General features: G+C 66.0%; 11 protein-coding genes. 4 read left to right on the top strand and 7 right to left on the bottom strand.

From position 1 onward, the window contains the following. Positions 1–98: 98 nt before the first annotated feature. Both ybaK and AABM56_RS07050 read right to left on the bottom strand, forming a co-directional pair. Complete coding sequence (gene ybaK, locus AABM56_RS07055; protein ID WP_133859701.1) at positions 99–569, bottom strand: Cys-tRNA(Pro) deacylase; 471 nt, start codon at positions 567–569, stop codon at positions 99–101. Then, positions 566–1,630 carry a diguanylate cyclase gene (locus AABM56_RS07050; protein WP_133859702.1) on the bottom strand — a complete coding sequence of 355 codons (1,065 nt, stop codon included), beginning with the start codon at positions 1,628–1,630 and terminating at the stop codon, positions 566–568. Before AABM56_RS07050 ends, ybaK begins: the two co-directional genes overlap by 4 nt. 223 nt (positions 1,631–1,853) lie before the next feature. Between AABM56_RS07050 and AABM56_RS07045 the strand changes: the two genes are divergently transcribed. Next, complete coding sequence (locus AABM56_RS07045) at positions 1,854–2,291, top strand: HPF/RaiA family ribosome-associated protein (protein WP_133859703.1); 438 nt, start codon at positions 1,854–1,856, stop codon at positions 2,289–2,291. Positions 2,292–2,372: 81 nt separating this feature from the next. Beyond that, complete coding sequence (locus AABM56_RS07040) at positions 2,373–3,431, top strand: oxidoreductase (RefSeq protein ID WP_133859704.1); 1,059 nt, start codon at positions 2,373–2,375, stop codon at positions 3,429–3,431. On the opposite strand, the gene AABM56_RS07035 is transcribed toward AABM56_RS07040, so the two are convergent. Next, positions 3,425–4,459, bottom strand: a complete 1,035-nt coding sequence (locus AABM56_RS07035) for an acyltransferase (RefSeq protein ID WP_133859705.1) — start codon at positions 4,457–4,459, stop codon at positions 3,425–3,427. The two genes, AABM56_RS07040 and AABM56_RS07035, sit on opposite strands and share 7 nt — an antisense overlap. A gap of 167 nt (positions 4,460–4,626) precedes the next feature. Beyond that, the gene (gene rlmKL, locus AABM56_RS07030) at positions 4,627–6,798 is read right to left on the bottom strand and encodes a bifunctional 23S rRNA (guanine(2069)-N(7))-methyltransferase RlmK/23S rRNA (guanine(2445)-N(2))-methyltransferase RlmL (protein ID WP_133859706.1); all 2,172 of its coding nucleotides are present in this window, start codon (positions 6,796–6,798) and stop codon (positions 4,627–4,629) included. A gap of 317 nt (positions 6,799–7,115) precedes the next feature. Here rlmKL and rmf point away from each other — a divergent pair, with 317 nt between their 5' ends. Then, on the top strand, positions 7,116–7,331 hold the full coding sequence (rmf, locus tag AABM56_RS07025; protein WP_059232223.1) for a ribosome modulation factor: 216 nt from the start codon (positions 7,116–7,118) through the stop codon (positions 7,329–7,331). A gap of 117 nt (positions 7,332–7,448) precedes the next feature. On the opposite strand, the gene AABM56_RS07020 is transcribed toward rmf, so the two are convergent. Further along, complete coding sequence (locus AABM56_RS07020) at positions 7,449–8,468, bottom strand: quinone-dependent dihydroorotate dehydrogenase (RefSeq protein WP_133859707.1); 1,020 nt, start codon at positions 8,466–8,468, stop codon at positions 7,449–7,451. A 185-nt stretch (positions 8,469–8,653) separates the two neighbouring features. Between AABM56_RS07020 and AABM56_RS07015 the strand changes: the two genes are divergently transcribed. After that, the gene (locus tag AABM56_RS07015) at positions 8,654–9,529 is read left to right on the top strand and encodes a hypothetical protein (RefSeq protein ID WP_133859708.1); all 876 of its coding nucleotides are present in this window, start codon (positions 8,654–8,656) and stop codon (positions 9,527–9,529) included. A gap of 9 nt (positions 9,530–9,538) precedes the next feature. Here AABM56_RS07015 and AABM56_RS07010 read toward each other — a convergent pair whose 3' ends face one another. Beyond that, a complete protein-coding gene (locus AABM56_RS07010) occupies positions 9,539–10,108 on the bottom strand; it encodes a biliverdin-producing heme oxygenase (protein ID WP_178083870.1) in 570 nt (189 codons plus the stop codon). A 27-nt stretch (positions 10,109–10,135) separates the two neighbouring features. Next, the gene (locus AABM56_RS07005; protein ID WP_133859709.1) at positions 10,136–12,547 is read right to left on the bottom strand and encodes a response regulator; all 2,412 of its coding nucleotides are present in this window, start codon (positions 12,545–12,547) and stop codon (positions 10,136–10,138) included. Positions 12,548–12,596: the final 49 nt, after the last annotated feature.

The raw sequence follows: 12,596 nt of genomic DNA, 5'->3' as shown, positions 1-12,596 counted from the left end.
GTCGCTGGGTGGACAACGACGCAGCCTTGTCCACCCAGCAGCCCGAGCGCGCGTGGAAAACGCTACGCGGTTTTCCACCCTACCCGAAAGACAGGCGCTCAGGCCTTGCCGATCGGCACGAAGGGCGCATCCAGCAAGCGGGCGAGGTCCGTAGGTGCCAGGGCCACTTCCAGCCCCCGGCGTCCGGCGCTGACATGGATGCTCGGCAACTCCGCCGCAGACCCGTCGATGAAGGTACGCAGCCGCTTCTTCTGTCCCAGCGGACTGATACCGCCGACCAGGTAACCGGTGCTGCGCTGGGCCTGGTCGGGCTTGGCCATCTCCAGCTTCTTGACGCCGGCCGCCTGGGCCAGGGCCTTGAGATCCAGGGTCCCGGCGACCGGCACGATGGCCACCAGCAACTCCTGCTTCTCGCTCGCCGCCAGCAGGGTCTTGAACACCGTCGCCGGCGCCAGACCGAGTTTTTCGGCGGCTTCCAGGCCGTAGGAGGCGGCCTTGGGATCATGGTGGTAGCTCAGCACCTCGTGGGGCACCTGGCTTTTCTTGAGCAGTTCTATCGCCGGGGTCATGCCAGCACTCCTTGGGGATCGGCCACCTCGGCCCGCCCGCGGCCCTGCGCCTTGGCCCGGTAGAGGGCGAAGTCAGCGGCCTGCAGCCAGTGGGCGACGTCATCGTAGGCCCGGTCGAATCCGGCGACGCCGCAGCTCATGCCGACGCGGACGTTCTGGCGATCGCCAGGGCCGCCCGCCTGCATCTCGTGCAAACGCTCCTGCAGCCGCCGAATCAGGTCCAGGGCCCGTTCGGGCGAGGTGTCGGGCAAGAGGATACCGAATTCATCGCCACCAAAACGACCGGCCAGGTCGCTGGTGCGGATGGTCCGGGCCAGCAGGCCGGAAAATTGCCGCAGCATCTCGTCACCGGCCTGGTGACCGAAGCGATCGTTGACCAGCTTGAAGTTGTCCAGGTCGATCATCACCAGGCTGGCCGTGGCGCCGCTGCGCTTGCAGCGGGCGAATTCGCGCTGCAGCAGCTGATCCCAGTGGGTGCGGTTGTGCAGGCCGGTCATGCCGTCCTGCTTGCTGATCAGCTCCAGCTCCTGCTGGCGCCGCGACAGCTGCCGCGTTAGGCGAAAGCTTACCAGGCCCAGGGCCCAGGGATAGGCGACGATCATCGGCAGGCAGGCATAGATCTGCGCGGTGGAGGTCTCGAGGACGACCGGATGGCGCAGCACCACCAGGCCGACCAGGATGCCCGCCAGCTGCGCGAGCAGGCCCCGGCGCCAGAACGCCAGGCCACCGGCGCCGAGCATGTTCATACCGGTCATGGCGAGCAGGGTCACGCTGGGCAGGAGATTGAAGCCCATGCTCGCCGCCCAGAAGCCGGCCGAGCCGCAATCCAGCAGCAGATTGCCCAGCTCGGCGCGATAGGGATCGCGCGCGCGGGCGGCGCGCCAGTAGGCGAGCGGCGACCAGCACAGCGCATTGGCCAGCAGCAACAGCCATAGGCCGATGGACACCGGCTGGGTAAGCTGCACCGAGACGATGCAACTGAGGCTGAGCAACAGACCTATCGCACGGGGTAGCCAGAGCCGCCGGGCAAAACTGCGGCCACGCGTGAGCACATCTGGCATTGACGATCCCCACTGCGACGGACGATGAGAGGTCGCGCATTATCAGTGGATAAGGGCAAAACGCCAGCGACCCGCGACTTGAGCGTCGTTTTTCGAAAGTTGCGACGCGCCTCAACACTGCCAGAAGGAAACATCGGGTGACACGCACAACGGACGAACAGCCTTGAACCTCGGCCTGACCGGCCTCATCCAATGGTCAGGCCCGTCAAAAAGAGGAAGCCGCATGCAAGTCCAAGTCAACAGTGATCACAACATCGAAAGCAGTGCCGGTTTGCAGAATTGGGTGGCGTCCGTGGTGGAAGACCGCCTGGATCGCTTCGACGAACTCCTGACCCGTGTCGAGGTACACCTCAACGACGAAAACGCCGGCAAATCGGGTGCTCAGGACAAGCGGTGCCAGATGGAGGCCCGTATCAAGGGGCACCAGCCGCTCTCGGTAACTCACAAGGCCGATTCCCTCGACCTGGCAGTGGAAGGTGCAGCGGACAAGCTGCTGCGAGCCATTACCCACCTGTCCGGCAAACTGGAGAAAAAGCGTCTTTCCAGCGGCGAACTCAATGACCCCCTGGCCCTGGAGGACTCCGAGGAGTTCAAGGACTCCCTGCGGCAGGACGAATTCCTCGAAAGAGAGCAACTGGCTCACGATCACGAGTTGAAATAGGGCAACCTCTGGTTTCCGCGTTCAACCGAGGCCGCTCCCTGAGCGGCCTCGCTCTTTTCCACCCCGGCACAAGGATGCCTCATGCCCTCCCCCTTTCGCGTCGCCCTGATCGGTTACGGCTTCGTCGGTCAGACCTTCCATGGTCCCCTGCTGGGGTCGATTCCCGGTCTTAGCCTGGAGCTGGTGGCCTCACGGGATGCCGCGCGCGTACAGGCCGACCTGCCCAAGGTGCGCGTCACCGCGGACTACCTGGCCGCGGTGCAGGATCCGGCCATCGACCTGGTGGTGATCGCCTCACCCAACCAGACCCATGCACCCCTCGCCAGCGCCGCCCTGGCCGCCGGCAAGCACGTGGTGGTCGACAAGCCCTTTACCGTTACCCTCGCCGAAGCCAGGCAACTGGCCGCTGAAGCCGAACAGGCCGGCCGGTTGCTGTCGGTGTTCCAGAATCGCCGCTGGGACAGTGATTTTCTCGGGCTGCAGGCGGTACTCGCCAGTGGCGCCCTGGGTGAGCTGACCAGCCTGGAATCGCGCATCGAGCGCTTTCGTCCCGAGGTACGCACGCGCTGGCGCGAAGCGGCACTCCCCGGCAGTGGACTCTGGTTCGACCTCGGCCCCCACCTGCTGGATCAGGCGCTCTGCCTGTTCGGCCTGCCCGAGCGCCTGCAGGCGCAGCTGGTGCGGCAGCGCGCCGGCGCCCTCACCGACGACTGGTTCCAGGTGCAACTGGACTACGGCACCCGTCAAGTGACCCTGAGAGCCGGGATGCTGGCGGCAGGCGGTGTGCCGCGCTTTCTCGCCCAGGGTACCGCGGGCAGCTGGATCAAGCAGGGAGCGGATTGCCAGGAAGACGCGCTCAAGGCCGGCGTGCGCCCCGGTGGTCCGGACTGGGGCCAGGATCCGGATTCCGGCTGGCTCATCACCGGCGATGGCGAACGCCAGGCGTTGCCGACGCCGGCGGGCGATCACCGCCGCTACTACCTCGCCCTGGTCGAGGCCCTCGCCGGGCGCGCCGCCAATCCCGTCCCTCCGGCCCAGGCCTGCGCGCTGATGGCCCTGCTGGAAGCCGCCCAGCGCTCCTCGGCGGAAGGTCGGGCCCTGCTGCCCGAACTCACCGCCGCCGAACGCGCGTCCTACTGACCGGCCACCCACTGCGGACGCCGTCCCGCCAGGCGTTCGCCCAGCTGGCGCAGGGTGCGGGAGAGGCGTCGCTCGATCCATTCGTAGCTCCCCCAGGCCAGCAGCAGGATCACCGGGAGACAGACCGCCAGGGTCTGGTAGGGGCTGAAACCCCACTGCTGGTGCAGCCAGTAGTCGCCCAGCCAGAGCACGATGACGTGCACCAGATAGACCGAATAGGACCAGTCCCCCAGCGCCTTGCACAGGCGCGAGCCGGCGAACCAGGGCTCGAGGATCACGCAGGCGCCCACCAGGACCGCACTGGGCACGCCCCAGGTCAGCAGGCGCCAGGGATGGTCGGCCGGAAAGGCCACCAGGCAGGTCAGGGCCGCCAGGGCCGCCGCCAGCGCCAGCGGCCGGGGTCCGCGCAGGGCGCCGCGGCGATAGAGCGCGGCCAGGCTCACGCCCAGCAGGAATTCGAAGATGATCGGATTGCGATAGAAGCTGCTGACAAAGGACTCGCGGGCCAGCACCAGGCTGACCAGGATCACCAGCAGGCTGACCACGCCGATGCGCCAGCGCTCGGCCACGCCAAAGGACAGGGCGAACAGCAGGTAGAACAGCATCTCGAAGTTGAGCGTCCAGCCCACCGGCAGGATCGGATAATGGCCGAAGCCCGCGGGGTTCTCGCTGGGAATGAAGAACAGCGAGAGCAGCAATTCACGGGCGGCGACGCCATAGATGGGCATCACGTCGCTGGCCAGATAGAGGATCAGCGCCGTCACCGCGGTGTACAGCCAATAGGCCGGGACGATACGGGCGATGCGGTGCCAGAGGAAGGTGCTGCGCCTGAGCGATCGGCCGGCGGTGGACAGGTAGATCACGAAGCCACTGAGCACGAAGAAGATATCGACCCCGACCTGTCCCCGGGTGGAGAGCAGATGACCGCCGAGGCTGTCGGCGTGGAAGTCGAAGAACACCTGCATGAAGTGATGAAAGACCACCAGCCAGGCGGCCAGGGCCCTGAGAGCCTGCAGTGAAACCAGCATTGTAGAACCTTTCCCTCCTCGTCCCGCCAGGCACGACCCAGCGCCGCGCCGTCATTGTGGACGGCATGGCGGGGTCGGGTGTTCCCGGGAAAAGGCTGGATTGCGCCGGGTCACAGGCTGAACGGCTCGATGCCCGACCCGTTCAGCGGCAGTTCAGGCGGCGGACCTCATTGCAGGCTGAACCGCCAGGCGCGATGGATCTTGGGATTGCGCGCGAAGTCCGGATCCAGGGTGCTGGCGCTGATCTCTTCGACGCGATAACGCTCGGCGAGGCCTGCGTCCAACTCGAACTTGCGGAAGTTGTTGGAGAAGTACAGCACGCCATTGCGACTCAGGTGGGCCATGGCCGAGTCGATCAGGGCGACGTGATCGCGCTGGACGTCGAACACCCCTTCCAGACGCTTGGAGTTGGAGAAGGTCGGCGGATCGACGAAGATCAGATCATATTCGCCACGATCGTTTTCCAGCCAGTGCAGCACATCACCCTGCTCCAGGCGATGCCGCTCGGAGAAGCCGTTGAGGGCCAGGTTGCGCCGGGCCCAGTCCAGGTAGGTTCGCGACAGGTCGACGCTGGTGGTGCTCCGCGCCCCGCCTACTGCGGCCTGCACCGTGGCGGCACCGGTGTAGCAGAACAAGTTGAGGAATCTCTTGCCCTGGGCTTCCTGGCGCAGCCGCAGGCGCAGCGGACGGTGATCGAGGAACAGACCGGTATCCAGGTAATCGGTGAGATTGACCAGCAGCTTGGCACCCGCTTCTTCCACCTGCAGGAACTCACCCTGGGCGGCCTGGCGTTCGTACTGCTTGGTACCACTCTGTCGCTCGCGCCGCTTGACCACCACCATTGACGGATCGATGTCCAGCGCCTGGGGAATGGCCGCCAGGGCATCGAGCAGACGGGCCTGGGCCTTGTCCGGATCGATGGAGCGCGGCGGCGCGTATTCCTGCACGTGCACCCGATCGCCATAGAGATCCACCGCCACCGCATACTCGGGCATGTCGGCGTCATAGAGGCGATAGCACTGCACGCCCTGGTTACGCGCCCACTTGCCGAGCTGCTTGAGATTCTTCTGCAGGCGATTGGCGAACATCTGGCCGCCCTCGCTGAGCTTGGCCGGCTCGGCCGCCTGGTCGGTGGTCGAACGCTCGCCGTTGCGGCTGCCAGTGACGAACTGACGGGTCTCGACCTCGAACATCAGCAGCTTGCAGGGCAAGGCGCCGTTCCAGAAGGCGTATTGCTTGTGGCTGCGGATGCCCATGCGCTTGCCCAGCTCGGGCGCGCCGGTGAAGACCCCCGCGCGCCAGCCCAGGCAGGCCTGACGCAGCCGCTCGCCGAGATTCTGATAGAGGTACAGCAGGCTGGCTTCATCGCCCAAGCGCTCGCCATAGGGCGGGTTGCAGATCACCAGGCCGGTCTGGCCCTTGTCCGGCCGCGGCTCGAAGCTGGCGACCTCGCCCTGGTAGACCTTGATCCACTCGGACAGCCCGGCCCGCTCGATGTTGTTGCGCGCCGGCTGGATCAGTCGCGGATCGGCTTCGTAGCCACGGATCCAGGTCGGCGCCTTGGCCAGACCCGCAGCGGCGCGGGCTTCAGCCTCCTGATGCAGCTGCTGCCAGAGCGCGGGCACGTGGCCCAGCCAGGCGGAGAAGCCCCAGCGCTCGCGGCGCAGGTTGGGGGCGATGTCCGCCGCCATCAGGCCGGCCTCGACCAGAAAGGTACCTACCCCGCACATGGGGTCGGCGAGCGCGCCGCCGGCCGCGGCCAGGGCCGGCCAGCCGGCGCGGATCAGCACCGCGGCCGCGAGGTTTTCCTTGAGCGGCGCGGCGCCCTGCTGCAGGCGATAACCACGCTGGTGCAGACTCTGACCGGAAAGATCCAGCGAGAGGATGGCCTGGCCACGCTCCAGGTGCAGGTGAACACGCAGGTCCGGGGCGATCTTGTCGACCGTGGGCCGCTGCCCGGTGCGCTCGCGCAGGCGATCGACGATGGCGTCCTTGACCTTGAGGGCACCGAAATGGGTGTTGTCGATGCCGGCGCCCTGGCCACTGAAGCCCACCGCCAGGGTACCGTCGGGGGCCAGGTGTTCTTCCCATTCCACACCGTGCACGCCCAGGTACAGGCCCTGGGGATCTTCCACCGGGAAACGGGCCAGCACCAGCAGCACCCGGTTGGCCAGGCGCGACCAGAGGCACAGGCGGTAGGCGTCCGCGAGACTCGCCTCGCCGCGCACCGCCGCGGTCTGGCTGCGGGCTTCCTGCAGGCCGAGGCCCTGGGCCTCTTCCAGCAGCAGGGTCTCGAGCCCCTTGGGACAGGTGAGGATGAGTTGTTGCATCGCGGACATCGTTGAATCCATAGGTTAGCGCGAGGAGCTTTCTGCCTTTGGTCGGATTGACCGCCAAAGACAGCTCCTCGCGAGAAGGTTTGACTGCGTCTCAACAAGCCGCAGTGACGGCATTCCAGCGGCGGTTTATCGCCATTTCATTTCGATTTGATTACGGCTTATAGCTAAAAGGTCGTTCCCAGCCGGAGCCCCTTTGGTTAGTAATTGACCACCCGCAGCGCGAAGGTGCGGGGCGGATGTCAGGACGCCGGCTCTGGCATCCAGGCCTGCAACGGGCCATGGACAATCTGCAAGTCAACCTACGAGGGCACTACCCTATGAGAAGACTCAAGCGTGATCCAATGGAACGAGCTTTCCAGCGTGGTTATCAGCACGGCATTGTGGGCAAATCGCGGGACCTCTGCCCCTTCACCCAGGACGCCGTCCGGCAGGCCTGGCTCAATGGCTGGCGTGAGGGCCGTAGCGACCAATGGGACGGCTACGTAGGCACCGCCGGTCTTCAACGCATGAATCAACTTCAAGCCGCAGGCTAATTCGATTTCACTAGCGGAAGCCCCGGGCTTCCACAGCGTTCTGGTTTCTTTCCAGTCAGATCCTCTCCCGGGATCAGGGACCCGGTCCCACGGGGGCTCCCAGCGAGCCCCCTCCCCTCAGGGGCGCGCCGCGGCGATCGCATCCACGGCTTCCCGGATCAACGCCGGTCCGCGATAGATGAAGCCGCTGTAGAGCTGCACCAGACTGGCGCCCGCCGCGATCTTTTCCGCCGCATCTTCCCCGGACAGGATCCCACCCGCCGCGATGATCGGCAGTCGACCACCCAGCTCAGCGGCCAGCACCCGTACCACATGGGTACTCTTCTCCCGCACCGGAGCACCTGACAAGCCACCGGCCTCGGCGGCATAGGGCAGATTCTCCACCCCTTCCCGGCCCAACGTGGTGTTGGTGGCGATGATGGCGTCCATCCCGGCCTCGCGAATCGCCTGGGCGGTCAGCACGATCTCTGCATCGGTCAGGTCCGGGGCGATCTTGATGGCGATGGGCACCCGCCGGCCGTGCCGGACCGCCAGGTCTTCCTGACGCTGGCGCAGGGCTTCCAGCAGGCTCTTGAGCGCATCGCCGAATTGCAGGCTGCGCAGGCCGGGCGTGTTGGGCGAGCTCACGTTCACCGTGATGTAGCTGGCGTGGGCATAGACCCGCTCCAGACCGATCAGGTAGTCGTCCACCGCCCGTTCCACCGGGGTACTGGCGTTCTTGCCGATGTTGATCCCCAGTACGCCCTGGAAGCGGGCAGCCTTGACCCGCTCGATCAGGACATCCACGCCCGCATTATTGAAACCCATGCGGTTGATGATGGCGTCGGCCTGCTCAAGGCGGAACAGCCGCGGCTTGGGATTGCCCGGCTGCGGCCGTGGCGTCACGGTACCGATCTCGATGAAGCCGAAGCCCAGACCGGCAAAGCCGTCGATGGCGGCGCCGTTCTTGTCGAGTCCGGCGGCCAGACCCACCGGATTGGGAAACTCCAGACCCATGACCTGCACCGGCAGCCGGCCCGGCCGCCGACCGAGGCCCGTCAGGCCCAGCCGACCCGCGGCGCCGATCAGGTCCAACGCCAGATCATGCGATCCTTCGGGAGACATTTTGAAAAGCAGAGGACGGAGCGCGTCGTACATGGCGGACTCACAGGCAATTCGGAAAGCGCGCATTATACAGGCTTGCCACCCGCCATACGTCGCTCGCCCCGAACTCGAACGGTCACTCGCACAAAAGATCCTACCTTTCAGGAATCATTTGACGATAACGCTGTCTGTCCCACGCTAGAATCGGTCGTGCAGTTCCTATCCGCCCCGGAGACCTCATGAGCAACAGTGCCAACCTCCTGGGCAGCCCCTGGTCTTCACTGGCCTTGCATCTGCATCCCTCGCTGGCCAGTCGCCGCATTCAGCGTTGCCTGGAACGCCTGGCCGATGCCTTTCTCCCCCTTCCCGCGCCCAGCGCCAGTCTTTGGTGGGATGAAGGCCACCCCCTGCATCTGCTCCTTGGCCTGCCACGCGCCGCCCTGTCCGGTCCGACCCAGGAAATCAAGAGTCGCGCCCATGCCCTGCTCAGCCAGCTGGTGATCGTCGATACCCAGCAGGTCGCCGCCCTGGACCTGCGCGCCATTGAAGGCCTCTGCCAGCGGCTGGGCGACAGCGCCTCTGACTCCGCGGTGCAACTGGAAGAACTGGCCGCCCTGCCTGCGGCTCGCGAGCAGGTCCGGATCATCGGCTATCGGGATTTCCAGGCGGCGCTCTATCGCACCCTGCCGAATCTCTCTGCGGAGCAGCCCTTGCGCCTGCGCCAGGCCAGTTGGCGAGGTACGCGGCTGTTCCTGGAAAACGAGGCGGCCACCACCCTCGCCCTTGCCAGCATCATCGCCTACGCCCGCATCCGCGGTATCGCCGTGGAAGTGCCGGCGCAGATCCAGTGCCTGAGCCTGGATCAGGCGGCCATCAACCGCCTGCAGGAGGCCTTCGCGGTCTATGCCCTGCCCAATGCGGTCTGGAATCACCCGGACTTCGTCCAGGTGCTGCTGGGGTTAAAGCTCGACTATGCCCGCCTGCCGCTGCCCGCACCTGGCCAGGATCTGGAGTGGTTGTTGCTACCCAATGAAGTGGCGACCACCCGCGTCCTCGCCGAGATTCTCGAACGCCTGGGTGCCGCCGAGGTGATCGGCTATCTGCAGGCGTTCTAGGCAAGCGTCTCAGCCGGCAGCGACCGCAGGCGCGTGACGCTGCCCCGCCGCCAGGAACACCTCGAAGGCCAGGCGCTGACCGGCCAGCATCGCCGGATGCAACTGCGCGTCGCTGCCCGCCTCGTCCAGTCGCTGCAGGAATCCCGGCCAGGCACCGGTGGGCGGCACATGTCCTAGATAGGCCCGGGCGTCGCGCACCGCCTCATCAGGACTCTCGCCGGCATGACGATCCAGCAGTCGCGAGCCCAATCGGGAACCCTCCAGCACATAGGCCACCCCCCAGCATTCCCCTTCGTCGAGCAGGCGCTCGAGGACGACGGGTTCGGGACTGTCGGCGGCCAGACGCTGCAGATCCTCCGCCAGCACCCCGCGGCGGCGACGCTCTGCCCAGTCGGGCAACAGCCGCTGGATGCCGGAGCGCTCCAGCAACTCTTCGAGGCCGATCAGGGCCTGGGCATGGGCCTGGAGAAAGGCGGTGTAATGGGGTCGCGTCTGCAATTCATAGCGGCCAAAGGTGGCATCGACCTGCTGGTGCAGGGCACCGCCCTCGGCACGCAACATTTCACGGATGGTGGACACGCAAATACCTCGTAGTGACCGCGGTTTTCAGAGCGGCGAAGGCTGGGGCTTCTCGCCGCGCAGGGCGGCCTGCAGCCGTGCGGCCAGATCCGCCTCGCGAAAGGGCTTGGGCACGATGAATGACTGTTCGGGATCGAGTTCGCCCAGTTCGGCGTAGCCGGTGATGAAGACCACCGGCAACTGCGGCAACCGCTTGCGCACCTGGCGAGCCAGCTCGGCACCATTCATGCCGGGCATGGCGAAATCGGCCAGCAGCAGATCGATCTGCGGATCACGCTCCAGGGCGCTCAGGGCGGCGAAGCCGTTGCTGGCCTCCACCACCTGATAGCCGAGATCCGCCAGCAGCGCGGCGGTCACGTTGCGCACTGCATGATCATCGTCGACCAGCAGGATGCGTCGCTCGGCGGCCTGTTCGTCCCGACCCGGGGTCGGTAACCCGACCGGATCCACGGCATCTTCCGCCTCGGTACGCGGCAGATAGACCAGCACCGTGGTGCCGCTGCCCATCTGCGTCTCGATGCGCACGCCACCGCCGGACTGCTTGGCGAAGCCGAACACCTGGGCCAGGCCCAGACCGGAGCCCTTGCCCACCTCCTTGGTGGTAAAGAAGGGTTCGAAGGCCTTGGCCAGCACCTCTTCGCTCATGCCGGTGCCGGAATCCTGCACCGCCAGCAGCACGTACTCACCCGGCTCGGGTTCTTCCGGGCGCTGGGGTGGCTCGCTGATGGTCTGGTTGGAGGTGCTCAGCCGCAGGGTGCCGCCGACCGCCATGGCATCCCGGGCATTGATCGCCAGATTGAGGATGATGAGTTCGATCTGGGTCGGGTCGACCAGGGCATGCCAGCAATCGGCGCGCAGGTGGGTCTCGATCCAGACGCTGCCACCCATGGTGCTGCGCAGCAGTTCGAGCATGCCTTCGACGGTTTCGTTGAGCTTGACCGGCTTGGGCGCCAGACGCTGACGGCGGGAGAAGGCCAGCAGCTGGGCGGTGAGCTTGGCGCCCCGCTCGCCCGCTTCGCGGATGTTCTGCACCCGCCCCTGGGTCTTGTCGCTCGCTTCGAGGCGCGTCAGATCCCGCTCGAGGAAGCTGGCACTGCTGAGCACCACGGTGAGCAGGTTGTTGAAGTCATGAGCCACGCCGGCGGTGAGTTGACCCACGGCCTCCAGGCGCTGCATCTGCTGCAGGGTGTCTTCCACCCGCTCGCGCTCGTCGATCTGCTCGCGCAACTGGCGATTCGCCGCGGCCAGCTCTTCCATCGCCAGGACTTCGGAGGAGATGTCCCGTCCGGAGCAGTAGGTCATGCCGGCATCCGGCACCGCCGTCCAGGAAATCCAGCGATAGCTGCCGTCGCGGTGGCGGATACGATTGACGAAGCGCTGACTGGTCGCACCGGTGGCCAGCTGCTTGAGTTCGTTGTCGGTGATGAAGCGCTCGTCGGGATGCACCAGCGCCAGCAGCGAGGAATCGAGCAGCTCCACCCGCGACCAGCCCAGATTTTCTTCCCAGGCCGGGTTGAGCGCTACCAGGGTGCCGTCGGGTTTGCACACCAGCAGCAGATCGCGGGTGAGATCCCAGGTCCGATCGCGCTCGCGGGTACGCTCCTCGACGCGCTCACCGAGACTGACGTTGAGTCGTTCAAGTTTCTCCGCGGCGTCGCGCTGCTGGGTGATGTCGAGCATCACGCCAAGGAAGCGGGTGCAGACGCCAGCATCGAAGAAGGGCTGGCCGCGGGTCTCGACCCAGCGCTGGGCGCCATCATCAAGGCGGATGCGGTATTCGCTGCGGTAGTCGTCGTCGCGCTCGTCGGCGCCCGCCTGGCGGACCGTATCGAGAAAGCGTTCGAGGCCATCGCTGCCGCACAGGCGGGCGAACACCTCGAGATCGACCACCGCATCGGCCGGCAGGCCGAACATGGCCTTGCAGCGCTCGTCCCAGACCAGCGTACGGCTGGCCGGCAGATACTCCCACATGCCCAGCCGGGAGGCGTCCATGGCCAGGCGGGACCTGACTTCCAGGCTGTGCAGAGCCTCTTCGGCGCGGCGCCGCTCGCGGCGCTCGTGCACCACCAGCAGTGCCCGCTCGACCGCCTTGGCCAAGAGCTCCATGCTCTGCTTGAGCACATAGTCGTTGGCGCCCAGGCGCATCATCTCCACCGCGTGCACTTCACCGAAGATGCCCGAGACGAAGATGAAGGGGGTTTCCGGCGTCAGCGCCCGCGCCACGCGCAGGGCCTCAGCACCGGAGAAGCCCGGCAGGATGATGTCGGAGAGAATGATGTCGTAGGTCTGCTGGCTCAGCGCCAGGGTCAGACCGGTACGTTCATAGACGATCTTGGATTGCAGCTCGAAGCCGTGCCTTTCCAGCTCGATCAGGATCAGCTCGGCATCGAGCTTGCTGTCCTCTACCAGCAGGATCTTGATCTGTTTCGAGAGCGGCATAAACGGACGTCGGCCTTGAATCTGTTCACTCAGGGAAGCCGGATCGCGC

This window comes from Pseudomonas aestiva (genome assembly GCF_039908605.1).
GTDB classification, from domain to species: Bacteria; Pseudomonadota; Gammaproteobacteria; order Pseudomonadales; family Pseudomonadaceae; genus Chryseomonas; species Chryseomonas aestiva.
Note: the sequence above shows the minus strand (reverse complement) of the source record. Positions and strands in the feature narration are given on the sequence as shown.

Excerpts from the sequence above, each read along its gene's own strand:
- ybaK (WP_133859701.1), bottom strand. The coding sequence starts at position 569 with ATGACCCCGGCGATAGAACTGCTCAAGAAAAGCCAGGTGCCCCACGAG.
- AABM56_RS07050 (WP_133859702.1), bottom strand. The coding sequence starts at position 1,630 with ATGCCAGATGTGCTCACGCGTGGCCGCAGTTTTGCCCGGCGGCTCTGG.
- AABM56_RS07045 (WP_133859703.1), top strand. The coding sequence starts at position 1,854 with ATGCAAGTCCAAGTCAACAGTGATCACAACATCGAAAGCAGTGCCGGT.
- AABM56_RS07040 (WP_133859704.1), top strand. The coding sequence starts at position 2,373 with ATGCCCTCCCCCTTTCGCGTCGCCCTGATCGGTTACGGCTTCGTCGGT.
- AABM56_RS07035 (WP_133859705.1), bottom strand. The coding sequence starts at position 4,459 with ATGCTGGTTTCACTGCAGGCTCTCAGGGCCCTGGCCGCCTGGCTGGTG.
- rlmKL (WP_133859706.1), bottom strand. The coding sequence starts at position 6,798 with ATGTCCGCGATGCAACAACTCATCCTCACCTGTCCCAAGGGGCTCGAG.
- rmf (WP_059232223.1), top strand. The coding sequence starts at position 7,116 with ATGAGAAGACTCAAGCGTGATCCAATGGAACGAGCTTTCCAGCGTGGT.
- AABM56_RS07020 (WP_133859707.1), bottom strand. The coding sequence starts at position 8,468 with ATGTACGACGCGCTCCGTCCTCTGCTTTTCAAAATGTCTCCCGAAGGA.
- AABM56_RS07015 (WP_133859708.1), top strand. The coding sequence starts at position 8,654 with ATGAGCAACAGTGCCAACCTCCTGGGCAGCCCCTGGTCTTCACTGGCC.
- AABM56_RS07005 (WP_133859709.1), bottom strand. The coding sequence starts at position 12,547 with ATGCCGCTCTCGAAACAGATCAAGATCCTGCTGGTAGAGGACAGCAAG.